Below are 25,115 nucleotides of genomic sequence, written 5' to 3'. Positions count from 1 at the left end.
TTGTAGGCATGACCGCCAGCACCAGCAGCAGCAACAACACCGGCAGCGGCGACTCCGGCAGCGGGAAGAGCACCAGTCAGTCGCGCCGCTCGGACGCCACCCGCACCGCGATCCTCGCGGCCGCCCGCGAGCGCTTCGCCACCGACGGCTACGAACGGGCCACCATCCGCGCCATCGCCAAGGACGCGCGCATCGACCCCTCCATGGTGATGCGGTACTTCGGCAGCAAGGAGGGCCTGTTCGCGGCGGCCGTCGCGCTCGATCTGCGGCTGCCCGATCTGGGGCCGGTGCCCCGGGACGAGGCCGGCCGGACGCTGGTCACGCACTTCCTCGGCCTGTGGGAGGAGAACGAGGAGCTGACGGCGGTACTGAGGGTGGGTGCCACCAACCGGGCCGGGGCCGAGCGCATGCAGGGCATCTTCCGGGACCAGCTGCTGCCGGTGGCCCGGCAGGTGTGTCCCGACCCGGAGCAGGTTCCGGCCCGCGCGGCGCTGTGCGCGGCGCAGCTGCTCGGGCTGGCCCTCACCCGCTATGTGCTGCGGCTGCCGCCGGCGGTGGCGCTGACGCGCGAGGAGCTGGTGGCCTGGCTGGGGCCGACCGTGCAGCGGTACCTCACCGCGCCCAGCCCTTGAGCCCGCCGGGAAACGCCGAGGGCGCCAGCCTCACCCGGGTACGGCGCTGTGCGCGTACCGGGGGGAGGACGGCGCCCTCGGCGGGACGGGGAGGCCGGTCAGGCCTTCGCCTCGCCCTTCACGTTGATGTTGGACGTCGTGGTGTCCTTCTTGGCGTGGGACTTCTCCAGCACCATGACCAGGCCCGCGATGATCACGAACAGGGCGATGGGCGCCAGCACGTAGAGGCCCAGCGTCTGGACGACGCTCAGGCCGGGGCCGGGGTCGTCACCGTCGTCGCGGGTCAGCGCGAGCGCGGGGGACGACATGAGCAGCATCATCAGCGTCGTACCGGCGGCCAGGGCGCCGGCGCGCAGGGCGTTCTTCTTGTCCACAGTCTCAAGTTAGCGAACCACCCGATCGGACGCGCGCCCGGGGTCCCTTAGGCGGCTCTCACCGCCCCATCTCCTCCCTGAGCACGTCCAGCAGCGCCCGGAGCCGGGGCGAGGCCGCCAGCTCCTCCAGCGTCACCGGGCGGCCCTCCGAGTCGGCGACGGGCAGCCGCCAGTTCGGGTACTCGTCCCAGGTGCCGGGCAGGTTCTGCGGGCGGCGGTCGCCGACGCCGTCCGGGAGCCAGACGCCGACCAGCCGGGCCGGGGTGCGCAGCAGGAAGCGGTGGACGCCCTGGATCTCCGCCTCCTCGTCGCTGCCGGGCGGCCCGGCCGCGGGGCTGTCGAGCAGCCCGAGGCTGCCCAGCAGGGCGAGCCACTCCGCCGTGTCCGCGGCCGCCTCGGCGCTCTCCTCGGCGGCGGAGCGGGTGAGCAGGCCCAGGCGGTCGCGCAGGCCGACGTGGTCGCCGGTGAGCCGGGCGGCGGTGGGCGGCAGGTCGTGGGTGGTGGCGGTGGCCAGGCAGTCGGCGCGCCAGTGTTCGGGGGGCAGCGGGCGGCCGTCGCCCTCCCAGTCCCGTTCGAACCAGAGCACGGAGGTGCCGAGCACTCCGCGCCGCTGCAGCCTCTCGCGCACCCCGGGCTCCACGGTCCCGAGGTCCTCGCCGATCACCACCGCCCCGGCCCGGAAGGCCTCCAGGGCGAGCAGGGCGAGCATGGCCTCGGCGTCGTGGCGGACGTAGGTGCCCTCGGTGGGCGGGCTGCCCTGGGGCACCCACCACAGCCGGAACAGGCCCATCACATGGTCGATGCGCAGGGCGCCGGTGTGGCGGAACAGGGCGCGCAGCAGGTGGCGGTAGGGGGCGTGGCCGGAGGCGGCCAGCCGGTCGGGGCGCCAGGGCGGCAGCCCCCAGTCCTGGCCGTGGGCGTTGAAGGCGTCGGGCGGGGCGCCGACCGACATCCCGGCGGCGAAGTGGTCCTGCTGCGCCCAGGCGTCCGCGCCCTGAGGGTGCACGCCGACGGCGAGGTCGTGCACGATCCCGACGGGCATGCCGGCCTCCCGCGCGGCGCGCTGGGCGGCGCGGAGCTGGCCGTCGGTGAGCCAGGCGAGGCGGGAGTGGAAGCCGACCCGGTCGGCGAGGGCGGCGCGGGCTCGGGCGGTCTCGGCGGAGCGCGGGTCGCGCAGGCCCGCGGGCCACCGGTGCCAGTCGGAGCCGTGGGTCTCGGCGAGCGCGTACCAGGTGGCGTGATCCTCCAGGGCCTGCCCCTCCTCGGCGCGGAAGGCGTCGTAGGCGGCCTGCCGTCCCGGGCCGAGGGGGACGGCGAGGACCAGTTCCAGCGCCTCCCGCTTCAGCTCCCACACCGCGTCGCGGTCGATGAGGGCGCCCTTGTCGAGGACGTCGGAGCGCAGCCGCGCGGCGCGTTCCAGCAGGCCGCGGAGCCGGTCCTGGTCCTCGACGTGGGCGAACTCGTCGATCAGCTCGACGCGCAGGTGCACCGGGTCGGGGAAGCGGCGGGAGGAGGGCCGGTACGGCGAGGGGTCGGTCGGGGCGCCGGGCACGGCCGCGTGCAACGGGTTGACCTGCACGAATCCGGCGCCGACGGTGCGTCCGGCCCAGCCGGCCAGTTCGGCGAGGTCACCGAGGTCGCCCATGCCCCAGGAACGCCGGGAGAGCAGTGAGTACAGCTGGACGAGCAGGCCGTAGGAGCGGGTGCCCGGGGTGGGCAGCCGGTCCGGGGCGACGACGAGATGGGCGTGCCCGGTGCGGCGGTCGGGCGCGACGGCGGTCACCCGGTGCACTCCGAGCGGCAGTCCTTCGGCCGTGTCCCGGGTCTCGCCCTGCTCGGCCTCGATGGTGAGGCGGGTGCCGGCGGGCAGCGCGGCGAGGGCGGCGGGGCCGTCCGGGTCGCCGGCCCAGTGCACGACCGTCGGCGGGAGCAGCCGTTCGCGCAGCTCGCGTCGCCGTTCGGCGAGCGCGGCGCGTACCGCGTCCGGGGTGCCCGCATCGACGCCGAGGGCGGCCAGGGCGGCCACCACGGCGGAGGCGGGGACGTCGACCGTGCGGTCCGGGGCGGGGCGGTAGGAGGTGTCCACCCCGTGCAGTGCGGCGAGCCGGGCCAGCTCCTCGTCGGCGGCCGCGGCCATCTACAGTCCCGCGCCGAAGAAGTCGGGGATCGGGTCGGACCCGCTGGTCAGCGGGGCGGCCTCGGCGAGCGGCGGCTCGCTGGTCAGGGGTTCGGCGTCGGGCAGGGGCGGCTCGCTGGTCAGCGGCGCCTCCACGCAGGCGCTCTCCGCGCTGAAGACGCACAGCCGCGCGTCGTCGGTCTCGGCGGACGGCTCCGCCAAGGGTTTCCACTGGGCCGGGATGGTGGGATGAGCAGGTGCGGCCACGGGGGCCTCCTTGTCTCTGGGTCGCTTGCCGCGGCTAGCGGTGGTCAGGGCAGGCCTACCCCACGACGCCGAAGCCACTCACCACACCGTCCGAGCACGCGTGTGCGCATCCCGTGAACCGATACCGGGCGCGTGGTCGATAGAGGGGGTGTGAGACTGTTCCGCCCCGTGGGGGGCCAGCGGGAGAAGGACGGGGACGCGGCGCTGCTGCGGGCCGTCGCGGCGGGCGATCCGGCGGCCATGGCCGATCTGTACGACCGGCACGCCGGCTGGCTGCACGCGCGGCTGACCCGGCGCTGTGCCGATCCGGAGGTCGTCCGGGAGGTGCTGCAGGACACGTTCGTCACCGTGTGGCGGTCGGCGGCCGGGCACCGCGGGCAGGAGACCGGCGGCTGGCTGTGGACGATCGCGGCCCGGCGTCTGGTCGACGCGCGGCGGGCGCAGGAGCGGGCCGCGCGGGTGGCGGGCGCGCCGCTGGAGTCGGCGGACGGCGCCCATGAACCCGCCGCCGCGCCCTCCGCCGAGGACAGGGTGCTGGCTGGTCTCGAGTACGGGGACGTCGGCGCCGCGCTGGACCGGATCTCCCCCGAGCTGCGCGAGGTGCTGCGCGCGACCGTCGTCGACGGGCTGAGCACCCGGGAGGCGGCCCGGCTGCTCGGCATACCCGAGGGCACCGTCAAGTCCCGTGCCCGGCGCGCCCGTAGAGAGCTGCGGTCCGCGCTGGCCCATCTGAACCCGTCCCCGCTGGGAGGTACGGCATGACCCACGGCAACGCGCGTGTCTGGCACGCCACCGCCGGCCTCGTCGCCCGTTATGCCGACGGCTCCCTGGCGGAGCCGGACGCGTGGTCCCTGGAGAAGCACCTGGAGAGCTGCCCGGGATGCGCGGCGCTGGTGTCGCGGGCGGTGCGCGGCACGGCGGCGGGGGCGGTACTGGACGAGGTGCGGGAGGCGGTGCTGGGAGCCGCGCCCGCGGGGGCGGCTCGCTCCGTGGCGGCCCCGGCCCCCGCGCTGTCCCGGCTCGCCCGGCTGCTCTGGGCCGCCGGGCCCGCCGTGCGGGGGGCGTGGCTGCCGGCCGTGCTGCTCGTCGCGGTGGGGGCGATGGTCCTGGGGTACGGGGGTGGCGTGCCCGGCGCGCGGGCGCTGCTGCTGGCGATCGCGCCCGTGGTGCCCGTGGCCGGGGTCGCGCTGTCCTACGGGCCGCACGCCGACCCGCTGTACGAGGTGGTGGCGGCCAGCCCGGCCGGCGGGCTGCGTCTGGCGCTGACCCGGACGGCCGCCGTGCTCGCGGTGAGCCTGCCGCTGCTGACCCTGACCGGGCTGCTGCTGCCCGCCTCAGGCACCCCGGCCGCCGCGGCCTGGCTGCTGCCGGGGCTGGCCCTGACCCTGGGCACGCTGGCCCTGGCCTCCTTCGTCGGCTGCCGTACGGCGGCCGGGGCCACGGCCGGGGGCTGGCTGTGCGCCGTCGGCGCGCCCGTGCCCGGTGCGCCGGGCGGCGAGATCACCACGCGCCTGGCCGAGCAACTGTCCCGCTGCTTCGACGGCGCGGGGGCGCAGGGCGCGTGGGCGGCGGCGGCCGTCCTGAGCACGGCCCTCCTCATGGCCCGCCGCCCGGCCTACGACCACCTCCTCCGCCGGTGATTGCGGGCCCTGCCGCACCGCCCGGCCCCCTGACGGCACCACCCACGACCTGACCAGCCCGGCAGGCGCCGGCGCCTGCCGGGAGCCCGAACCCACCGGAACCGGACCCCTCGCACCGTCCGGGACGGCGGCAGCGACGGTGCCGTCCCGTTCCCGACCACCTGATCCGCCGATGCTCCGCCACCACCCCGGTGGCCCGGCCCCGGCGAGCCATCTCTGGAGACCCCTTGAGTTCCATACTCGTGTCCGGCCTGCGGGTCCGGCACCGGAAGAACCTCGCGCTGGACGGCGTCGATCTGGACCTCGGCACCGGTGTGCACGGGCTGCTCGGGCCCAACGGGGCCGGGAAGACCTCGCTGATCCGGGTCCTGGCCACCGTGGCCCGCCCGTCCGCCGGGCGAATGGAGATCCTCGGCCAGGACACCGCCGGCCATCGCGGGCGGGCCGCGATCCGGCGCCGGCTTGGCTATCTGCCGCAGGAGTTCGGCTACTACCCGGGCTTCACGGTGCGGGAGTTCGTGGCGTACGTGGCGTGGCTGAAGGAGATGCCCGCCGCGCGCGTCCCGGCCGCCGTGGCGGACGCCGTGGCCCGGGTCGGCCTCGCCGATCGCGCCGACGCGAAGATCCGCACCCTGTCCGGGGGCATGGTCCGCCGGGTCGGCATCGCCCAGGCCATCGTCAACGAGCCGGGCGTGCTGCTGCTGGACGAGCCCACCGCCGGTCTCGACCCGGAGCAGCGGGTGGAGTTCCGCGAGCTGCTGCGCGAGCTCGGCGCCTCGGCCACGGTGGTGGTCTCCACCCACCTGGTGGAGGACGTGGCCGCCGCCTGCACGGAGGTCACCCTCCTCGACGGGGGCCGGATCGCCTACCGCGGCACCCCGCATTCGCTCACGTTGATGGGCGAGACCTCGGGCGGGCCGGGCGACCACCCGATCGAGCGCGGCTACACGGCCGCGCTGCGGGCCCACCGCGGCGGCGCGGGGACGCGGGAGTCGGTGCGATGAGCGTCGTGACCGACCGGAAGGCACCCGCCGCACGGGCGCCCCATCCGCTGCGCGCGGAGGCCCTGCGCGGTTTCGCGCCCTTCGCCGGGGCCGCCGTACTGCTCACCCTCGGCGTCCTGCTGGCCGGCTCCGCCGCCCGCTGGCAGGGCGGCTGGGCCGAGACCGCCGCCCAGACGCACATCACCGTGCTGATCGCCGTACCGCTGGCCGCCGCGTCGGGCTGCTGGCAGGGCGGGCGGGAGCGGCGGCGACGTACCGAGGAGCTGTGGGGAACGGTCGTCCGGGCGCCGCTCGCCCGGTTCCTGGCCCAGGCCCTGCCGGTCGCGCTCTGGACGGCCGCCGGCTACCTGGCCGCGGCGGGCCTCGCGATGCTCGCCACCTGGCCCTACGCACAGGGCGACCGGCCGCACCCGGCCCTGCTGCCGGGGGACACCGTGGCGGTGGCGGCGGCCGCGCTGCTCGGCCACGTGGTGGGCCGGGCCCTGCCCACCCGGCTGGCCGCGCCGCTGCTGGCGATCGCCGGGTACGTGGGGCTCGGCGTGCTGTCGGTGAGCCATTCGGGTTCCGCGCGGCATCTCGACCCGGCGTTCCCGATCATGGCCCCCGACGCCCCGGTGTGGTGGCAACCGGTCTCGATGGCCGTGTGGACGGCGGGCCTGGCGTTCGCCGCCGTGCTGGCGTACGCCGCGCGGCGCCGGGTGACGGCCCTGCTGCCGCTGGCCGCCGCCGTGGCCGCGGGGGCGGTGCTGACGCAGACCGGGGACGGCCTGTGGCACGAGGCCCCGCTCGCGCGCCGGCAGGTGTGCGACACCTCCACCACCCCGGCGGTCTGTGTGAACGCCCGGTACGCGGGGATGCTGCCGCAGGTCGCCGACGCCCTGTCGGGCATCACGGGCAAGCTCAAGGGGGTGAGGAACCTGCCGGTGCGGTGGGAGGAACGCGACCACGAGTCGCACGACGCCGAGGCCCAGCTGCCCAGCCTCACGCCGCTGGGCTGGTCGGTCGTACGGGGCCGGCTGACCGATCCGCGGGAGTTCGCGTGGGAGGCGGCGGCGGCGCTGGAGCGGCGCCCCGACTGCCCGCACTCCACGAAGCGGATGCGCCGGGCCGACGACGCCGTGGAGGCGTACCTCGCCCCCAGCCCGGGGCAGAGGACCTTCGACGACATGGATGCCCACGGCGACGCGGCTCACCGCGCCGACCTGCGCAAGCGCCTCGCCACCCGGGCCAGGCTGGCCGGAATGGACGAGGAGGAGCGCCGGGACTGGCTGTCGGCGTACTTCGCGACGGCGGGCACCTGTGACGTGAAGGGGGTGCCCTCCCTGTGACCGGCCTCCTCCTCTACGCCCGCTCCCGCGCTCTCCCCCTCACCCTGCTCGCGCTGGCCGGCACCACCGCCTTCGCGGTGTGGGCCGCCGGCAGCCTGGACGCCTATCTCGACCCCTACCGCCGGGTGCCGGTCGTCGCCCTGGCCCCGCTGCTGGCGGCCGCCGTGATCGGCACGAGCCTGTACTCGGCGTCGGACGAGCTGGACCGGACGGCCGTACGGCCCTGGTGGCCGCGGCGGCTGGCGCAGCTCGGGGCGCTGACCGCGCTGGCGGCACTGGTGCTGCCGCTGGCGGTGCTGGGACACGCGGAGACCTTTGGGCCGCCCGCGGTCGTCCGCAACACGCTCGGCTGCACCGGTGTCACGGCCGCCGCGGCCGTCGTGCTGGGCGCCCGGCTGAGCTGGCTGCCCGCCTTCGGCTATGTGACAGCCGTCTATCTGGCCTCCTCGGGGGCGCGCGGGCGCGCGGTCACGGTGTGGGCGTGGCCGATGCAACCGGGCGCGCAACCGGGCGCCTGGGCCGCGGCGCTGACCGCGTTCGTGGTGGGCGCCGCGCTGTACGCGGTGCGCGGGGCGCGTGCCGAAGGACCCCGCGGCTAGGGCCTTTCGTTTGGATCAGGCCGGGTCAGGGAGCGGGGTCTGGTGCCGTGCATCGAAAGGCGGAGGAGGGCGCCATGGCGGAGCCATGGCAACCGACGACAACGCGGCGAGGCGCGGCACCAGACCCCGCGAGCCCGGCATGATCCGAACGAGAGGCCCTAGGTCTGTCCGGCGGATCACGCCGCAGACGTGGGGCCGTCCGGCCACGGGGTGCGCGAAGGCCCGGAATCGTCAGGCTGAGATGCCGTCGATCCGGGCCATGGCGTCGTCCGCGCCGTACGGCTGCAAGTAGGGCAGCCAGCGCGGGTCCCTGTGACCGGTGCCGATGATGCGCCAGGCCAGACCGGTGGGTGGGGCGGGTTTGTGGCGCAGCCGCCAGCCGATCTCGACGAGATGGCGGTCGGCCTTCACGTGGTTGCAGCGGCGGCACGAGGCCACCACGTTGTCCCAGACGTGCTTGCCCCCGCGGCTGCGCGGGATGACGTGGTCGACGCTGGTTGCGACGCCACCGCAGTACATGCACCGGCCCCCGTCACGCGCGAACAGCGCCCGGCGGGTGAGAGGAACGGGCCCCCGGTAGGGAACCCGCACGAAACGCTTCAGCCGGACCACGCTGGGTGCGGAGACTGTGACGGTCGCGCTGTGCATAAAGGCGCCGGATTCCTCGAGGGAGACGGCCTTGTTCTCCAGGACGAGGACGAGCGCGCGGCGGAGCGGTACGACGCCGAGCGGCTCGTACGACGCGTTGAGGACCAGGACGTGCGGCACGGGTGCCTCCTTGGGCGTCGGCGGCGCGTGGCTCGCGCCGGGACGATCTGCAGTCAGTCTCCCCTCATGCCTGGTGGACGCGCCACCATGTCCCGGTAACGGGCTGGGAGTGTTTTCGACCACACCCGATGTGTCCCCCGGATCATGGCGTGTTCAAGCCCAGGTGAGACCGGTCTCCCTTGGGCGGAACGGCGCGGAGCACACACGATGCCCCGTTAGTGTGTTGGTTCTGTCCGTCCGGTGACCTTTTCGTGATCCCGAAGACCTTGACCGCCCCACCGGAGCGGACCGCGCAGCACCATGGAGGTACCTGCCGTGTCCTTGCCCGTCGTCCTTGCGGCCGCCGGTGCGTCTCCCTCGCCGTCCCCCTCGGGTTCGACGGCGCCGGCCGTTCCCACCCTGCAGGACGCCCAGGAGCACGCGACGAACGCCGCGAGCTGGGTGGAGCAGAACTGGTCGACCTGGCTGGCGATGGGCCTGCAGATCGTGCTGGTCGTGGTCGTGGCCGTGGCGCTCAGAGCGATGGTGCGGCGGGCGATCACCAAGCTGATCGCCCGCATGACCCGGACGGCGCAGGCCGCGGAGGGCGGCGCGCTGGGCGGGTTGCTGGTCAACGTCGAGCGGCGCCGGCAGCGGGCCGCGGCGATCGGCTCCGTGCTGCGCTCGGTGGCCAGCTTCCTGATCCTCGGCACCGCCGCGCTGATGGTGCTGTCCACCTTCAAGATCAACCTGGCGCCGCTGCTGGCCTCGGCCGGTGTGGCGGGCGTGGCGATCGGTTTCGGCGCCCGGAACCTGGTCACGGACTTCCTCTCCGGTGTCTTCATGATCCTGGAGGACCAGTACGGCGTCGGCGACATCATCGACGCGGGTGTGGCCTCCGGCGAGGTGATCGAGGTCGGGCTGCGGGTGACCAAGCTGCGCGGTGACGGCGGCGAGATCTGGTACGTCCGCAACGGCGAGGTCAAGCGGATCGGCAACCTCTCGCAGGGCTGGGCGACCGCCGGGGTCGACGTGACCGTGCGGGCGAGCGAGGACCTCGACCGGGTGAAGACCATCCTGGACGAGGTCGCCGAGAAGATGAGCAAGGAAGAGCCCTGGAACGAACTGCTGTGGGGCCAGGTCGAGGTGCTGGGCCTGGACAGCGTGCTGATCGACTCCATGGTGCTGCGGCTCACGGCGCGGACCATGCCCGGCAAGTCGGTGGCCGTGGAGCGCGAGCTGCGCTGGCGGGTCAAGCGGGCCTTCGACGCGGCGAGCATCCGCATCGTGGGCGGCGCGACGGCCGTGGAGGACGTCGAGGACGCCCCGGATCCGGCCGCGGCGGTGGCGGCGCCGTCGGTGTACGCCAACGCGGAGTCCCCGCAGTCGGTGGCGGCGACCCCGATCGCCTCCCAGCGCCCGGCCCCTCCGGGCAAGTAGCGAAGCGGTCGCGCGCGGCGCCGCCGGCGCCCGGGCCCCACGCCCCCGAGGTAACGACTCCGTTGCCTCGGGGGCGTTGTCTATTGACGCCCTCTTCGTCCTGGGCTTACGTTCCTCCCACGCCAATAGGAAAGTTTCCTAACAGTGATCTTCCGGGCGCCCGTTGATCACGGCTGGACGTCATGCCCGGGTCGCTGAAAAGCTGGGCAGTTGGAAAGGCAGGTGTCGACCGCATGGCAGGAACCGCCGGTACGCCGGGCACCCCGCGCGTCCTGCGCGCCATGAACGACCGCGCCGCGCTGGACCTCCTCCTGGAGCACGGGCCGCTGTCCCGCACCCGCATCGGCAAGCTCACCGGCCTGTCCAAGCCGACCGCGTCCCAGCTCCTGGCCCGTCTGGAGGCGGCCGGTCTGGTCCGGGTCACCGGCACCAGCGAGGGCCGGCCGGGCCCCAACGCCCAGCTCTACGCCGTGAACCCGGGCGCCGCCCACGCGGCCGGGCTCGACGTGACCCCGCACCGCATCCGCGCCGCCGTCGCCGACGTCACCGGCCGCACGGTCGGCGAGTACGAGCTGCCCACCCCGGGGCGGCGTCCGGCCCGGCCCGTCGTACAGCAGGTCACCGACGCCCTCGACGGCGCCGTGAAGGCCGCGGGCCTCGCCCGGTCCGATGTGCACCGGCTGGTCATCGGCACCCCGGGCGCCTTCGACCCCAACACCGGCCGGCTGCGTTACGCCTCGCACCTGCCCGGCTGGCACTCCCCCAGCCTGCTCGACGAACTCGCCGCCGCGCTGCCGATGCCGGTCGAGTACGAGAACGACGTCAACCTCGTCGCCATCGCCGAACAGCGGCTCGGCGCGGCCCGCGGCCACGCGGACTTCGTCCTGCTGTGGAACCAGGAGGGCATGGGCGCCGCCCTGGTGCTCGGCGGACGGCTGCACCGCGGCTGGACCGGCGGCGCCGGCGAGGTCGGCTTCCTGCCCGTGCCGGGCACTCCTCTGGTGCGCCAGGTGACCAAGGCCAACAGCGGCGGCTACCAGGAGCTGGCCGGCTCCCAGGCCGTACCGAAACTGGCCCGCGAACTCGGCGTCACCGATGTGCCGGCGGGCCCGTACACCGACGTGGCCGCAACCCTGCTGGCGCGGGCGGCCGACCACGCCGGCGGACCGCACCGGGAACTGCTGCGGACCTACGCGACCCGGCTGGCCACCGGTCTCGCCTCGCTGGTCTCCGTCCTCGACCCCGAACTCGTCGTCCTCAGCGGCTCCGCCCTCACGGCCGGCGGCGAGGTGCTGCGTGCCCTCGTCCAGGCCGAGCTCGAGGAACTCGCCGCGGCCCGCCCCCGGCTGGTCGTCGGCGACGTGACGGAACACCCCGTGCTGCGCGGCGCGCTGGAGTCCGCGCTCGCGACCGCCCGCGACGAGGTCTTCGACACCTCGCGCTGAGCGCCCCAGTCCCACCGAAGCACTCCCCTCCTCACCCACCCCGCCCCCGGGAGACCTCGCCATGCCCACAGCCGTACCCGAAACCGCCCGAAAAGCGGCCTTCGCCCTCGCCGCCTCCCTCGCCCTGCTCGCCACCGCCTGCACCGGCCAGTCCGGCTCCGGCGCCACCGACGACGCCGCCAAGGAGACGACGATCAACTTCTGGCACGCCTGGAGCGCGCCGAACGAGGTCAAGGCGGTGAAGTCCCTGGTCGCCGGCTTCGAGAAGGCACACCCTGACATCCATGTGAACGTCGTCGGCAACATGACCGACGACAAGATCAACCAGGCGCTGCGCACCGGCGGCGACCGGGCCCCCGACGTGATCTCCTCCTTCACCACCAACAACGTCGGCAAGTTCTGCTCGTCGGGCGCGCTGATCGACCTGAACCCCTTCTTCGAGAAGGCGGGCATCGACCCGGAGACGACCTTCCCGAAAGCGATGAACGAGTACACCCGGTTCGACGGCGACCGCTGCGCGGCACCGCTGCTGGGCGACGCCTACGGCCTCTACTACAACAAGACGGCGTACCGGAAGGCCGGCATCACCGCCCCGCCGAAGACGTGGTCGGAGTTCGAGGCCGACGCCAAGAAGCTGACCATCACGCAGGGCGACGGCTACAAGCAGCTCGGCTTCATGCCGAACTACCACGGCTGGGAGTCCACCACCGAGCACTACTTCGCCCAGTTCTCCCCGGTCTACTTCGGCAAGGACGGCAAGTCGGACCTCGCCGAGGACCCCGCCTTCGAGAAGGGCTTCACGCTCCAGAAGCGGCTGGTCGGCGAACTCGGCGGATTCCAGCGGCTGGAGAGGTTCCGGGCCACGCTCGGCGACGAGTGGGGCGCCAGGCACCCCTTCCACACCGGGCAGGTCGCCATGCAGCTCGACGGCGAGTGGCGGCTGGGCATGGCCGAGGAGGCCAAGCCGAAGTTCGAGATCGGGGTGGCCCCGCTGCCCGTCCCGGACGACCAGGCCGACCAGTACGGCAAGGGCTACATCACCGGCACCATCGCGGGCATCGCGGCCACCAGCCACAAGCAGAACGCGGCCTGGGAGCTGGTGAAGTACATGACCACGGACACGGACGCGGTGGTCGGCTTCGCCAACGACATCCACAACGTGCCCTCCACCCTGGCCGCGCTGAAGTCGCCGAAGCTCCGGTACGACCCGCGGTTCAAGACCTTCCTGGACATCGCCGCCGACCCGCACTCCACCACCACCCCCGCCTCGGTCAACGGCGGTGTGTACCTGGTGACGATCCAGCAGTTCGGGTACGACTACGAGAGCGGCAGGGTCACCGATCTGAAGGCCGGACTGAGGAAGACGGCCGCGCAGATCGACACGGACATCGCGCAGGCGAAGTAGCCATGGCCACGACCACGTTGGGTTCCAGGCGCCGCCGGGCGGCGCTGCGCACGGCGGCCTTCATGTCGCCCTGGCTGATCGGCTTCGCGGTCTTCTTCGCGTACCCGCTGATCTCGACGGTCTACTTCTCCTTCATGCACTACGACGGCTTCCGGCCGCCGACGTGGAGCGGCACGAAGAACTGGACCTATGTCTTCGAGCACTACCCGCTGTTCTGGCCCGCGCTGCGCAACACCCTGTGGCTGGTCCTGGTGATGGTGACGCTCCGGGTCGTCTTCGGGCTCGGGGTCGGTCTGCTCATCACGAGGATCAGGACGGGGGCCGGTGTCTTCCGCACCCTGTTCTACCTGCCCTACCTGGCCCCGCCGGTCGCCGCGACCATGGCCTTCGCCTTCCTGCTCAACCCCGGTACGGGCCCGGTCGACTCGATCCTGGAGAGGATCGGCGTCCCGGCGCCGGGCTGGTTCAACGACCCCGCCTGGTCCAAGCCGGCCCTGACCCTGCTCGCGCTGTGGGGCATCGGTGACCTGATGGTCATCTTCATGGCCGCGCTGCTCGACGTACCGGCGGAGCAGTACGAGGCGGCCGAGCTGGACGGGGCGTCGGCGTGGCAGCGCTTCCGCTACGTCACCCTGCCGAACATCTCCCCGATCGTGATGTTCGCCGTGGTCACCGGCGTGATCCAGACCATGCAGTACTACACGCAGCCGCTGATCGCGGGAAAGGTCGCCTCGGGCGTGATCCAGGGCGCGGGCACCCAGTTCGAACCCGGCTACCCGGACCGGTCCACGCTCACCCTCCCCCAGCTCGTCTACAACCTCGGCTTCCAGCGCTTCGACTACGGCTCGGCGTGTGTCGTCGCCCTGGTCCTGTTCGCCCTGTCGATGGCGTTCACCGCGCTGTTGATGCGGCGCCGGGGCGGCCTCGTCCAGGCAGGTGACTGACCATGACCCAGGTACTGGAGAAGCCGGTGAAGGCGGCCCCGGCCGTCTCGGGCGCCGAGCGGACGGCACGGCGCCGGGCGCTGCTGGAGTGGATCGCGGTGCACTCCCTCGGTGTCGCCGCCGCGCTCTTCTTCACCCTCCCCTTCGTGTTCGTGTTCCTCACCTCCCTGATGAGCGACAGCCAGGCCCTGAGCCGGGATCTGGTCCCGCACACCTGGGAGTGGGGCAACTACCACAAGGTCCTCGCCACCCCGGGCTTCCTCACCTGGTGGAAGAACACCCTGATCTACGCCGGGCTCGGCACCGTGCTCACCGTGGCGTCCTCGATACCGGTGGCGTACGCGCTGGCCAAGTTCCGCTTCCGGGGCCGGAATCTGTCACTCATGCTGGTGATCTCGATGATGATGCTGCCCCCGCAGGTGGTCATCATCCCGATGTACCTGTTCTGGGCGAAGCAGCTCGACCTGTCGGGCACGCTGTGGCCGCTGATCATCCCGATGGCGTTCGGGGACGCGTTCTCCATCTTCCTGCTGCGCCAGTTCCTGATGACGATCCCGAACGAGTACGTGGACGCCGCGAAGGTGGACGGCTGCGGTGACCTCAGGACCCTGGTGCGGGTGGTGCTGCCGATGGCGAAACCCGGCATCGCCGCGGTGGCCCTCTTCCAGTTCTTCTACGCCTGGAACGACTACTTCGGCCCGCAGATCTACGCCTCGGAGAACCCCGGCGCCTGGACGCTGAGTTACGGCCTGGAGTCCTTCAAGGGCGCCCACCACACCGACTGGAACCTCACCATGGCCGCGACCGTACTGGTCATGGCCCCCGTGATCCTCGTGTTCTTCTTCGCCCAGAAGGCGTTCGTCGAGGGCGTCACTCTCACCGGAGTCAAGGGTTGAACTGCATATGAAACTCACCGTGGTCGGCGGCGGCTCGACCTACACCCCCGAACTCATCGACGGCTTCGCCCGGCTCAGGGACACCCTGCCCGTCGAGGAACTCGTCCTCGTGGACCCGGCCGCCGAACGCCTGGAACTGGTGGGCGGCCTGGCCCGCCGCATCTTCGCCAAGCAGGGCCACGGCGGCCGCATCGTCACCACCTCCGACCTGGACGCGGGCGTGGACGGCGCCGACGCCGTACTGCTCCAGCTCCGGGTCGGCGGCCAGGCCGCCCGGCAGCGGGACGAGACCTGGCCGCTGGAGTGCGGCTGCATCGGCCAGGAGACGACCGGCGCGGGCGGCCTCGCCAAGGCGCTGCGCACGGTCCCGGTCGTCCTGGACATCGCCGAGCGCGTGCGCCGTACCAACCCGCGCGCCTGGATCATCGACTTCACCAACCCCGTCGGCATCGTCACCCGCGCCCTGCTGGAGGCCGGGCACCGGGCGGTCGGTCTGTGCAACGTGGCGATCGGACTGCAGCGCAAGTTCGCGGCCCTGCTGGGCACCGACCCGAAGGACGTGCACCTGGACCACGTGGGCCTGAACCACCTGACGTGGGAGACGGGGGTACGGCTCGGCGGCCCCGAGGGCGCGGACGTCCTGCCCGAACTGCTCGCCGGGCACGGCGACGCCATCGCCGGTGACCTGCGCCTGCCCCGGCCCCTGCTGGACCGCCTGGGCGTGGTCCCCTCCTACTACCTGCGCTACTACTACGCCCATGACGAGGTGGTGCGGGACCTGCGCACCAAGCCCTCCCGGGCGGCGGAAGTCGCGGCCATGGAGCGCGAGTTGCTGGCGATGTACGGCGACCCGGCCCTGAACGAGAAGCCGGCGCTGCTGGCGAAGCGGGGCGGTGCCTTCTACTCGGAGGCGGCCGTGGACCTTGCGGCGGCCCTGCTGGGCGGCGGCACGGGAAGCCCGTACCAGGTGGTCAACACGCTCAACAGGGGCACGCTGCCGTTCCTCCCGGACGACGCGGTGATCGAGGTGCAGGCGGCGGTGGGCCCGTCCGGTGCCGCGCCCCTCGCCGTGCCGGACCTCGACCCGCTGTACGCGGGCCTGGTGGCGAACGTGACGGCGTACGAGGAACTGGCGCTGGACGCGGCGCTGCGGGGCGGCCGGGACCGGGTCTTCCGCGCCCTGCTGGCCCATCCGCTCGTCGGCCAGTACGAGTACGCCGAAGCCCTCACCGACCGGCTGGTCGCGCACAACCGGGAGCACCTCGCGTGGGCCTGATCCCGACCGTGCTCGCCATCGACGCGGGCAACAGCAAGACCGACGTGGCCGTGGTCACCGCCGGGGGCGAGGTGCTGGCCACGGCCCGCGGCGGCGGCTTCCGCCCGCCGGCGGTGGGTGTCGGGGCGGCGGTGGACGCCCTCGCCGAACCGGTCGCGCGGGCGTTCGCGGACGCGGGCGCGACCACCGCCTCGCACGTCTCCGCCTGTCTCGCCAACGCCGATCTGCCGGTGGAGGAGGAGCAGTTGGCGGCGGCGCTGCACGCGCGCGCGTGGGGTGCCTCGGTGGAGGTCCGCAACGACACCTTCGCGATCCTGCGGGCGGGTGTGCCCGAGCCCCGGGGCGTGGCCGTGGTGTGCGGTGCGGGCATCAACTGCGTCGGGATGCGCCCCGACGGCCGCACCGCCCGCTTCCCGGCCATCGGGCGGATCTCCGGCGACTGGGGCGGCGGCTGGGGCCTGGCCGAGGAGGCCCTGTGGTACGCGGCCCGCGCGGAGGACGGCCGGGGCGAGGCGACCGAGCTGGCCGGCGCCCTGCCCGCGCACTTCGGCCTGCGGTCCATGTACGCGCTGATCGAGGCCCTGCACCTGGGGCATGTCGAGCACGGCCGCCGGCACGAGCTGACGCCGGTGCTGTTCCGCACGGCCGCGCACGGGGACCGGGTCGCCCGCTCCCTCGTGGACCGCCTCGCCGAGGAGGTCGCGACGATGGCCACGGTGGCTCTGACCCGGCTCGACCTCCTGGGCGAACAGACCCCGGTCCTGCTGGGCGGCAGCGTCCTGAGCGCCGGTCACGCCCAGCTCGACGACGGCGTACGCGACCTGCTGGCGTCCCGCGCCCCCAAGGCGGACGTCCGCGTGGTCACGGCCGCCCCGGTCCTGGGCGCGGCCCTCCTGGGCCTGGACCATCTGCGCGCGGAAGAGGCGGCCCTGGAACGGGCCCGGGCCCACTGGGACACCGGCCGGAGCTGAACCCGGCCGGGGCGCTCCGGGGCAGGTGGCCACGGGAACCGAACACGTGCCCACGGCGTATTCATGGGCAGGGGACGCTGCGATCCGATCAAGATCCAGCGAAGGCCGGTGCGGATGTCGGTCCGTGCCGCAATACTTGGCGGCGAACGGATGACCACGGGGGAGGTCAGGTGACACACCCGCCGAAGAGCAGCACGGCACCGCCATCGGCGGGTGTCGTCATGCCCGCGATCCCCCCGCAGCCCGCGCCGGCGCCGCCCGCCCCGCCGAGCCGGCCCCCGGCGCCCCGCCGTACCGCATTCGCCGAGGGCGTCGACCGGCTGCGGAGCGCCGCGACCACCGAGCCCGGGCGGCTGCGCATCATCGGTGCCGTCCTCGCCGTGCTGGTCGTCGCGTTCGGCGCGGTCACCGCCTGGCAGACCGCCGAGCGCGCGGCCGCCGCCGACGACGTGCTGCACAGCAGCCAGCCGCTGAGCTCCGGCGCCGCCGACATCTACCGCTCACTGGCCGACGCCAACACGGCCGCCTCCAGCGGCTTCCTGGCGGGCGGGCAGGAGACCGCGGACTCGCGGGACCGGTACGAGAAGGACATCCGCACGGCCGCCGCGGGCCTCGTCACCGCCGCCGCCAACTCCGAGCCGGGGTCACCGTCGGAGGCGGCCGTCGCCAAGCTGAACAAGCTGCTGCCCGAGTACAAGGGGCTCGTGGAGCGCGCCCGCACCTACAACCGGCAGGGCTATCCGGTCGGCGGCGCCTATCTGCGGTACGCGAACGAGAAGATGCAGAAGGAGATGCTCCCGGCGGCGGAGGACCTCTACAAGAAGGAGAACCAGCGGCTGAACGCCGACTACGGGGACGCGACGCCCTACCCGTGGGCGGCGATCGCGCTCGGCGTGCTCGCCCTGGCCGCGCTCGGCTGGGCCCAGCACCGCACCTACCGGCGCACCAACCGCGTCCTCAACCACGGCCTGGTGGCCGCCTCCGCCGCCACCGCGGTGGCCCTGCTGTGGCTGGTGGCCGGGCACTCGGTCGCCAGGTCGGGCCTGAACGGCTCCTACGACAACGGCGTCCGCTCGCTGAACGTCCTGCACGACGCCCGCATCGCCTCCCTGAAGGCGCGGGGCAACGAGAACCTGAGCCTCGTGGCGCGCGGCGCCGAGACCGTCACGGTGGGCGGACAGACGTACGACGCCTACTACTACGACTTCGACCGGGACATGGGCGTGCTCGCCAAGGGCCTCACCGACGCCCGCCGGCTCGCCGACGACAACGCGGGCACCGGGCCGGTCAAGGCGGCCGAGGGCAACATGGCGGTCTGGAAGCAGCGCCACGCCTCGGCCCGTACCGAGGACGAGAACGGCAACTACCAGCAGGCGCTGGACAAGGTGATCGGCGGCGCGGACGCCACCGGCGCGTGCTTCGACAGCGTGGACCGCAATCTCGCCCTGGCCATCGGCCACGAGCAGACCGAGTTCCAGCGGGCCGCCGGTGACGGGCGGAACGCGATGACCGGGCTGCCCGTCGGCGCCGCCGTGCTGGGCGTGCTCGCCGCGGCGGGCGCGTTGGCCGGTGTCGGGCGCAGGCTTTCGGAGTACCGGTGACAGGGGGCGTGACGATGTACGCGAGCCGTGTACGGACCTCCCTGCGGGGCTGGGGCGGGGTCGGCGCGATGGCGGTGCTGTGCGCGCTGGCCCTGGCCTTCGCGCTGCTGCTGCCGTGCACGCAGCCGCGTCACGACGACGGCGGCGGCGCGCGGACCGTCGGCCCGGGCCTCGCCAACGGCAGCCAGGCGCGCGCCGGTGACTGCGAGGACTCCGAGGCGCAGAAGCAGACGATGTCCCCGTCCGGCGCGGACGGCCTGACCATCGACGCCATCAAGTCCCGTACGGGCGCCAAGCGCAAACTGATCGTCGGCGTCGACCAGAACAGCTACCACTGGGGCTACCGCAACCCGAACACCGAGACCGCCCAGCTCGAGGGCTTCGACATCGACCTCGTCCACAAGATCGCCGAGGACATCCTCGGCGACCCGGACGCGGTGCAGTTCAAGGCCATCCCGACCAGCCAGCGCATACCCGCGATCAAGGACGGCCGGGTCGACATGGTGGTCCGCACGATGACCATCACCTGCGAGCGCCTGGACGACGTGGCGTTCTCCGCGCCCTACTTCAAGACCGGCCAGCAGGTGCTGGCCCCCAAGTCCTCCTCCGTCAAGGGCTACGACGGCACGCTCGCGCACAAGAGGATCTGCACGGCGTCCGGTTCCACCGCCTACGGCAAGCTGAAGGCCGACCGGGACGCGGGTGACCTGCCCGCCTCCACCGACATCTCCACCACCGTGCCCAACCAACTCGACTGTCTGGTCCGGCTGCAGCTCGGCGAGGTCGACGCGGTGGTCACCGACGGCGCCCTCGCCGCCAGCCAGGCCGCCCAGGACCCGACACTCGCCCTGAAGGGTGACGCGTTCACCACCGAGTACTACGGCGTGGCGATGAAGAAGGACGCCACCGATCTGGTACGCCGGGTCAACCGCATCCTGGTCGACTATCGCGCGGACGGCTGGCAGGCGTCGTACGACAGGTGGCTGTCGGCCACACTGGGGAAGGACTCGGACCCGTCCAAGCCGCCCGCGCCGCAGTACCTGCGCAACGGCTGAACCCGACCCGACCCAGGCCAACCACACAGCAGCGAGAGGTGATCGATGGGCGTCACGGACCCCGCCGGGCCGGTGATGGACCGGGACGAGGTGGACCGTGCGCTGGCGCGGCTCGGCGCGGAGCACGAGGCGATCGAGACCTCGCTGCTCGCCCTCCAGGACCACGCGGGCCGCAGACTCCTCGAAGGCGCCGAGCTGACCGGCGTCACCCAGCAGCGCTGGCAGGCCGCGGAGGCGTCGATCACCCTGCTGTGGGCGTACTTCGACGCCTACACGGCGGCGCTGCGCTCCGCCCGGGAGATCCGCGCCCGGCGCCGCTGGTCCAACCGCGAGGACCTGACGGAGCTGACCGAGCTGCTGCGCGGCGCGTCCGTCACCGTGCCCGGCGGCACCGGTCCCACGGCCGTCGCGAAGCTCAGCGAGAGCTTCTCGCTCACCACCCTGGTCGACCGGATGAACGAGCTGTACGCGTCCTCGCTCGACCTGGTCGTCACCGCCGACGCGGTCTGGTCGGCACTGCCCGCCCGGATCGATTTACTCGCCGCGGAACTCCAGCGCACCCGCAGGCTCGCGCACTCCGTGGGCGTCCGCCCGGGCGAGCACCCGGCCGGTGACGACCTGGAGCGCATCACGCGCACGCTGACCGCCCTGCGCGCGGACGTGGTCTCAGACCCGCTCGCCTTCTGGGTGCGGGCCGAGGGCAGTTCGGCGCCCGGCGGCGGCCGTCCGGACACCACGGTGTACGACCGCGAGGCGCGCGCCCTGGAGGACGTGCGGCGCGAGATCGACGCGGTGCTGACGGTCCGGCAGGACGCGGAGGCGCGACTGATCCGGCTGCGGGACGTGCTCTCCCGCGCGGACCGCACCCTCGCCGAGGCGCGCACCGCGCGCGGTGAGGTGCTGGCGAAGATCGCGGCGACCGAGGTCCCGGTGGTCGGCGGACCGCCCACCGTGCTGCAGGAGCAGCTGGCCGCGGCCGCCGAGTACCGGCGGCACGCGCAGTGGCACCGGCTCTCCCCGCTGCTGGAGTCCCTGGAGCAGCGTGCCGACGACGAACTGCTGCGCGCACGTGAGTCGTTGAGCGCCGTGACCGCCCCGCTCGCGGTCCGCGCCGAGCTGCGCGGCCGGCTGGACGCGTACCGGGCGAAGACCAGCCGTAACGGCCTCGCCGAGGACCCGCTGCTGGTCGAGCGGTACGACGCGGCCCGGCGGATGCTGTGGAGCGCCCCGTGCGACCTGCGTGTCGCCGAACAGGCCGTGCTGCGCTACCAGCAGGCGGCGGCCGAGCTGCTCGGCGCACCGGGTGTCCCCCGCCAGGGCGGACCCGAGGACCGTAGAGGTGGGTCGTCATGAGTCAGGCACAGCGGACGTGCCAGCGGCCCGGCTGCGAGGGCTCCTACGAGGACGTCGGCGGCGGCGAGCTGTACTGCGACACCTGCGGCCTCGCCCCGGTCGTGTCGCCTGGGGGTCCCCCCTCCGGGGGAGGCATGGTCGGCTCGCCGGCCACGGGCGTCACGAAGGGCTCGGCGGCGAGCGGCGGTTCCCGCGCCAGCGCCCGCAGTTCGCGCACCTCCTCGCAGTCGTCGAGGTCGCGGCGCTCGGTGTCCGGGCGGCTGTCGCGTTCCCTGTCGGGCGGGTCCAGCGCCCGCTCGGTGTCGGTGCGCAGCTCCGGCTCGTCCTCCGGCACCTCGACCCGCGGGCGGCTCGGCGCCGGCCTGGTCTCGGTACCGCAGGTGCCGCGGCCCGACCCGCGCGCGATGGTGCTGGAGAACCCGGAGGTACCCGAGCGCAAGCGGTTCTGCTCGCGGTCCGACTGCGGGGCGCCGGTCGGGCGCGCCCGGGGCGAGCGGACGGGGCGCACGGAGGGGTTCTGCACCAAGTGCGGGCACCCGTACTCGTTCATGCCGAAGCTGAAGGCCGGGGACATCGTGCACGGCCAGTACGAGGTCGCGGGCTGTCTCGCGCACGGCGGCCTCGGCTGGGTCTATCTCGCCGTGGACCGGGCCGTGTCCGACCGGTGGGTGGTGCTCAAGGGCCTGCTGGACACCGGCGACCAGGACGCGATGGCCGCGGCGATCTCCGAGCGGCGGTTCCTCGCGGAGATCGAGCACGCCAACATCGTGCGGATCTACAACTTCGTCGAGCACCTCGACCAGCGCACCGGCTCCCTCGACGGCTACATCGTCATGGAGTACGTCGGCGGCAAGTCGCTGAAGGAGATCGCCAACGCCCGCCGCACGCCCGACGGCAGGCGGGACCCGCTGCCGGTGGAGCAGGCCTGCGCGTACGGCATCGAGGCCCTGGAGGCGCTCGGCCATCTGCACAGCCGCAACCTGCTGTACTGCGACTTCAAGGTCGACAACGCCATCCAGACCGAGGACCAGCTCAAGCTGATCGACATGGGCGCCGTGCGCCGCATGGACGACGACGAGTCGGCGATCTACGGCACGGTCGGATACCAGGCGCCGGAGGTCGCGGACGTCGGCCCGTCCGTGGCCAGCGACCTGTACACGGTGGGCCGTACGCTCGCCGTCCTCACCTTCGACTTCCAGGGCTACACGAACGTCTTCGTGGACTCCCTGCCCGACCCGGACAACATCGAGGTCTTCCACCGCTACGAGTCCTTCTACCGGCTCCTCGTCCGCGCCACCGACCCCGACCCGGCCCGCCGGTTCGCCTCCGCGCAGGAGATGTCCGAGCAGCTGACCGGCGTGCTCCGCGAGGTCGTCTCGCTGCAGACCGGGCAGGCCAGACCCGCCCTGTCCACGCTGTTCGGGCCCGAGGTGAAGGTCGTCGACACCGAGCTGTTCCCCCGGGCGCACGGGGACGTGTCGCTGCTCGGGTCGCGCCCGGCGCGCGGTGCCGTGCCGGAGCCCGCGCTGCCCGGGCAGGCCGTCGTCAGGCCCGTGGACACGCCCGCCGCCGCCCTGGCGCTGTGCGTGCCGCTGGTCGACCCGACCGACCCCAACGCCGGTTTCCTGGCCGGGCTCATGGCGTCCGCGCCGGCCGAGCTGATCAGCGCCCTGGACGCGGCGCCCGCGCCGAGCGTGGAGTCGCGGCTGCGGCAGATCAGGGCCCGGCTGGAGAGCGGCGACCACCGGGCCGCGCTCACGGCCCTGAGCGAGCTGGAGTCCTGGCCGGAAGGGCGCGCCGGTGCCGAGGCTGCATGGGGGGCCTCCCGCTCGAGCGAAGCCGAGAGAGGGGGAGCGCGGAGTTCCGAAGGGTCGGGTCCGGGCGCGGCCTCCACACCGGCTGGGGCGCCCCGTGGGCCCGATGGCGTACACGCGCGGCCCGACGACTGGCGGGTGGTGTGGTACCGGGGAGTGGCGGCGCTGGTCACCGGGGACTTCGAGGGTGCCGCGCTGGGCTTCGACGCGATCTACGACGCCTTCCCCGGCGAGGCCGCGCCCAAGCTGGCGCTCGGCCTGTGCGCCGAGGTGCTGGGCCAGTTGGACAACGCGGCCGAGTACTACCGCCTGGTGTGGTCGACCGACCCGAGCTTCGTCAGCGCCGCCTTCGGGCTGGCCCGGGTGCGGCTCGCGGCCGGTGACCGGCGCGGTGCCGTCGACACCCTGGAGTCGGTGCCCGAGTCGTCCATCCACTACACGGCCGCCCGGGTCGCCGCCGTCCGGGCCCGGCTGCGCGGACGTACGCCGAGCGCCGGTGACGTACCGTTCCTCGACGACCTGACGGCCGCCGCCGGGCAGGTCGAGGCGCTGGACGCGTACGGTCTGGACCCGGCGCGCCGCGAGCAGTTGTCCGCCGAAGTGCTCGGCAGTGCGCTGGACTGGGTACTCTCCACAGGCCGGGACACCGCCCCACCGGCCGTCGGCGGAGGGAAGCTGCTCGGCAGCGGTCTGGACGAACGGGGCCTGCGCTTCGGCCTGGAACGCGCGTACCGCACGCTGGCCAGGCTGGCGCCCGGCGGCGAGGAGAGGATCGAGCTGGTGGAACGGGCCAACCGTTACCGCCCCCGGACGTGGGTGTAGTTGATGTCGCAGATGCCCCAGCAGGCCGCACTGGCGAAGTGCCCGAGCTGTGCCGAGCCGCTCGAGTCGGGTGACCTCTTCTGCGGCGCGTGCGGATACGACCTGTCCGTGCCCGCCGCGCCGCAGGACCACCCGACCCTCACCATGACCGGCTCCGCCGGGCCCGGGGACGGCGTGGACTGGCCCGCCCCCGAGCCGGCCGGCTCCAGCAGCACCCAGCCGGCGGCGCACCGGTCGACCGATGTGCCCGGCACCGACTCGGGCGGCAACGCGCTGCACCACGAGGAGCAGGCCGCGCCCGGCGTCCGCTTCGACCGGCGTCCGGAGCCCGACGAGTACCCGCTGCAGGCCCCCGACCCGCGCGCTTCGGCCGGTCCCGCCGCGTCCTCGGCACCGGCCGGCCCGGCCGCCGCTCCCGACGCGGCCGATCCCGCGCAGGTCTGCGTGGCCTGCCGGGCCGGCCGGGTGGACGAGGACGGCTACTGCGAGAACTGCGGGCACGCCCAGCCCCGGGAACGCGACCGCATGGAGCGGGAGTCGGGCCCGGTCGCCGCGGTCAGCGACCGCGGCCTGCGCCACCACCGCAACGAGGACGCCTTCGCCGTCGCCCACACCGCGCTGCCCGACGGCTCTCCCGCGACGCTGGCCATCGTGTGCGACGGCGTGTCCTCGGCGACCCGGCCGGACGAGGCGTCGATGGCCGCCTCGCAGGCGGCCGTCGACACCCTGCTGGCGGCCCTGCCGCGCGGCACCCACCCGCAGGCGGCGATGCACGAGGCGATCGTCGCCGCCGCGCAGGCCGTCAACTCCCTGGCGGAGGAGCCCGAAGCGGCGCGCGAGCACGACCCGCACCAGAACTCCCCGGCCTGCACCATCGTCGGCGCGATCGTCACGGGCGGGCTGCTGGTGGTCGGCTGGGTGGGCGACAGCCGCGTCTACTGGGTGCCGGACGACCGCTCCGCGCCCCCGGCCCGGCTCACCGAGGACGACTCCTGGGCCGCGCAGATGGTCGCGGCCGGCCTGATGAGCGAGGCGCAGGCGTACGCCGACGAGCGCGCCCACGCGATCACCGGCTGGCTCGGCGCGGACGCCTACGAACTGGAGCCGCACACCGCCGCCTTCAAGCCGGACCGGCCCGGAGTCGTGCTGGTGTGCACCGACGGCCTGTGGAACTACGCGGAGACGGCCGAGGAGATGGCCGAGGTCGTACCCGCGGACGCGGCCGCCCGTCCGCTGCACAGCGCCCAGGTCCTGGTCGGCCACGCCCTGGACGGCGGGGGCCACGACAACGTAACAGTGGCCGTCGTGCCGTTCCCCGCGCCGCCGCAAGGGGCAGTATCGGCCTGAGGCCGCACCACCGCGGGGAAGTCCCGGCGGACCGGAGGG

Annotated in this window: 22 protein-coding genes; 18 read left to right on the top strand and 4 right to left on the bottom strand. The window is 73.7% G+C overall.

Translation table 11 applies throughout. The annotated features are described in order from the left end of the window. Positions 1–8: 8 nt before the first annotated feature. Entirely contained in the window at positions 9–632 is a 624-nt protein-coding gene (locus tag ACFVVO_RS16515; RefSeq protein ID WP_390055472.1) for a TetR family transcriptional regulator, read from the top strand. A gap of 98 nt (positions 633–730) precedes the next feature. Here the strand turns inward: ACFVVO_RS16515 and ACFVVO_RS16510 are convergent, their stop codons facing one another. From ACFVVO_RS16510 to ACFVVO_RS16500, 3 genes are read right to left on the bottom strand one after another with little or no spacing between them, the layout of a single operon-like run. Next, positions 731–1,006 carry a hypothetical protein gene (locus ACFVVO_RS16510; RefSeq protein ID WP_390055470.1) on the bottom strand — a complete coding sequence of 92 codons (276 nt, stop codon included), beginning with the start codon at positions 1,004–1,006 and terminating at the stop codon, positions 731–733. A gap of 58 nt (positions 1,007–1,064) precedes the next feature. Beyond that, positions 1,065–3,143, bottom strand: a complete 2,079-nt coding sequence (gene malQ / locus ACFVVO_RS16505) for a 4-alpha-glucanotransferase (protein WP_390055468.1) — start codon at positions 3,141–3,143, stop codon at positions 1,065–1,067. Then, complete coding sequence (locus ACFVVO_RS16500) at positions 3,144–3,389, bottom strand: hypothetical protein (protein WP_390055466.1); 246 nt, start codon at positions 3,387–3,389, stop codon at positions 3,144–3,146. It lies immediately after the preceding gene. A gap of 150 nt (positions 3,390–3,539) precedes the next feature. Between ACFVVO_RS16500 and ACFVVO_RS16495 the strand changes: the two genes are divergently transcribed. The 5 genes from ACFVVO_RS16495 (at position 3,540) to ACFVVO_RS16475 (ending at position 7,960) form a co-directional block, all read left to right on the top strand. Beyond that, the gene (locus ACFVVO_RS16495; protein ID WP_390055464.1) at positions 3,540–4,151 is read left to right on the top strand and encodes an RNA polymerase sigma factor; all 612 of its coding nucleotides are present in this window, start codon (positions 3,540–3,542) and stop codon (positions 4,149–4,151) included. Further along, the gene (locus ACFVVO_RS16490) at positions 4,148–5,029 is read left to right on the top strand and encodes an anti-sigma factor family protein (RefSeq protein ID WP_390055462.1); all 882 of its coding nucleotides are present in this window, start codon (positions 4,148–4,150) and stop codon (positions 5,027–5,029) included. Before ACFVVO_RS16495 ends, ACFVVO_RS16490 begins: the two co-directional genes overlap by 4 nt. 242 nt (positions 5,030–5,271) lie before the next feature. Further along, a complete protein-coding gene (locus ACFVVO_RS16485) occupies positions 5,272–6,033 on the top strand; it encodes an ATP-binding cassette domain-containing protein (RefSeq protein WP_390055596.1) in 762 nt (253 codons plus the stop codon). Then, complete coding sequence (locus ACFVVO_RS16480; RefSeq protein WP_390055460.1) at positions 6,030–7,361, top strand: hypothetical protein; 1,332 nt, start codon at positions 6,030–6,032, stop codon at positions 7,359–7,361. Before ACFVVO_RS16485 ends, ACFVVO_RS16480 begins: the two co-directional genes overlap by 4 nt. Continuing rightward, on the top strand, positions 7,358–7,960 hold the full coding sequence (locus ACFVVO_RS16475; protein WP_390055459.1) for a hypothetical protein: 603 nt from the start codon (positions 7,358–7,360) through the stop codon (positions 7,958–7,960). The genes ACFVVO_RS16480 and ACFVVO_RS16475 overlap by 4 nt, the downstream gene beginning before the upstream one ends. Before the next feature lie 231 nt (positions 7,961–8,191). On the opposite strand, the gene ACFVVO_RS16470 is transcribed toward ACFVVO_RS16475, so the two are convergent. Then, complete coding sequence (locus ACFVVO_RS16470; protein WP_199210575.1) at positions 8,192–8,728, bottom strand: HNH endonuclease; 537 nt, start codon at positions 8,726–8,728, stop codon at positions 8,192–8,194. A 315-nt stretch (positions 8,729–9,043) separates the two neighbouring features. Here ACFVVO_RS16470 and ACFVVO_RS16465 point away from each other — a divergent pair, with 315 nt between their 5' ends. From ACFVVO_RS16465 to ACFVVO_RS16410, 12 genes are all read left to right on the top strand, one after another. Continuing rightward, positions 9,044–10,147 (top strand): mechanosensitive ion channel family protein, encoded by a 1,104-nt coding sequence (locus ACFVVO_RS16465; RefSeq protein WP_390055457.1) that lies wholly within the window; start codon positions 9,044–9,046, stop codon positions 10,145–10,147. 233 nt (positions 10,148–10,380) lie between these two features. After that, on the top strand, positions 10,381–11,592 hold the full coding sequence (locus tag ACFVVO_RS16460) for an ROK family protein (protein ID WP_390055455.1): 1,212 nt from the start codon (positions 10,381–10,383) through the stop codon (positions 11,590–11,592). A 61-nt stretch (positions 11,593–11,653) separates the two neighbouring features. Beyond that, positions 11,654–12,997, top strand: a complete 1,344-nt coding sequence (locus tag ACFVVO_RS16455) for an ABC transporter substrate-binding protein (RefSeq protein ID WP_390055453.1) — start codon at positions 11,654–11,656, stop codon at positions 12,995–12,997. 2 nt (positions 12,998–12,999) lie between these two features. Beyond that, a complete protein-coding gene (locus ACFVVO_RS16450; RefSeq protein WP_390055451.1) occupies positions 13,000–13,941 on the top strand; it encodes a carbohydrate ABC transporter permease in 942 nt (313 codons plus the stop codon). 2 nt (positions 13,942–13,943) lie between these two features. Next, positions 13,944–14,837 (top strand): carbohydrate ABC transporter permease, encoded by an 894-nt coding sequence (locus ACFVVO_RS16445; protein WP_390055449.1) that lies wholly within the window; start codon positions 13,944–13,946, stop codon positions 14,835–14,837. A 7-nt stretch (positions 14,838–14,844) separates the two neighbouring features. Next, positions 14,845–16,113 (top strand): 6-phospho-beta-glucosidase, encoded by a 1,269-nt coding sequence (locus ACFVVO_RS16440; RefSeq protein WP_390055447.1) that lies wholly within the window; start codon positions 14,845–14,847, stop codon positions 16,111–16,113. After that, positions 16,104–17,084, top strand: a complete 981-nt coding sequence (locus tag ACFVVO_RS16435) for an N-acetylglucosamine kinase (protein WP_390055445.1) — start codon at positions 16,104–16,106, stop codon at positions 17,082–17,084. Before ACFVVO_RS16440 ends, ACFVVO_RS16435 begins: the two co-directional genes overlap by 10 nt. A 221-nt stretch (positions 17,085–17,305) precedes the next feature. Next, positions 17,306–18,685, top strand: a complete 1,380-nt coding sequence (locus ACFVVO_RS16430; RefSeq protein ID WP_390055444.1) for a hypothetical protein — start codon at positions 17,306–17,308, stop codon at positions 18,683–18,685. Positions 18,686–18,699: 14 nt separating this feature from the next. Next, positions 18,700–19,740, top strand: coding sequence for a glutamate ABC transporter substrate-binding protein (locus ACFVVO_RS16425; protein ID WP_390055442.1), 1,041 nt, complete (start codon positions 18,700–18,702; stop codon positions 19,738–19,740). A 45-nt stretch (positions 19,741–19,785) separates the two neighbouring features. Continuing rightward, positions 19,786–21,093, top strand: coding sequence for a hypothetical protein (locus ACFVVO_RS16420; RefSeq protein WP_390055440.1), 1,308 nt, complete (start codon positions 19,786–19,788; stop codon positions 21,091–21,093). After that, a complete protein-coding gene (locus ACFVVO_RS16415; protein ID WP_390055438.1) occupies positions 21,090–23,729 on the top strand; it encodes a tetratricopeptide repeat protein in 2,640 nt (879 codons plus the stop codon). The genes ACFVVO_RS16420 and ACFVVO_RS16415 overlap by 4 nt, the downstream gene beginning before the upstream one ends. A gap of 3 nt (positions 23,730–23,732) precedes the next feature. Continuing rightward, a complete protein-coding gene (locus ACFVVO_RS16410) occupies positions 23,733–25,076 on the top strand; it encodes a PP2C family serine/threonine-protein phosphatase (RefSeq protein WP_390055436.1) in 1,344 nt (447 codons plus the stop codon). Positions 25,077–25,115 lie beyond the last annotated feature (39 nt).

Origin of the sequence: Streptomyces sp. NPDC058145 (assembly GCF_042884245.1) — a bacterium.
GTDB lineage: Bacteria > Actinomycetota > Actinomycetes > Streptomycetales > Streptomycetaceae > Streptomyces.
Note: the sequence above shows the minus strand (reverse complement) of the source record. Positions and strands in the feature narration are given on the sequence as shown.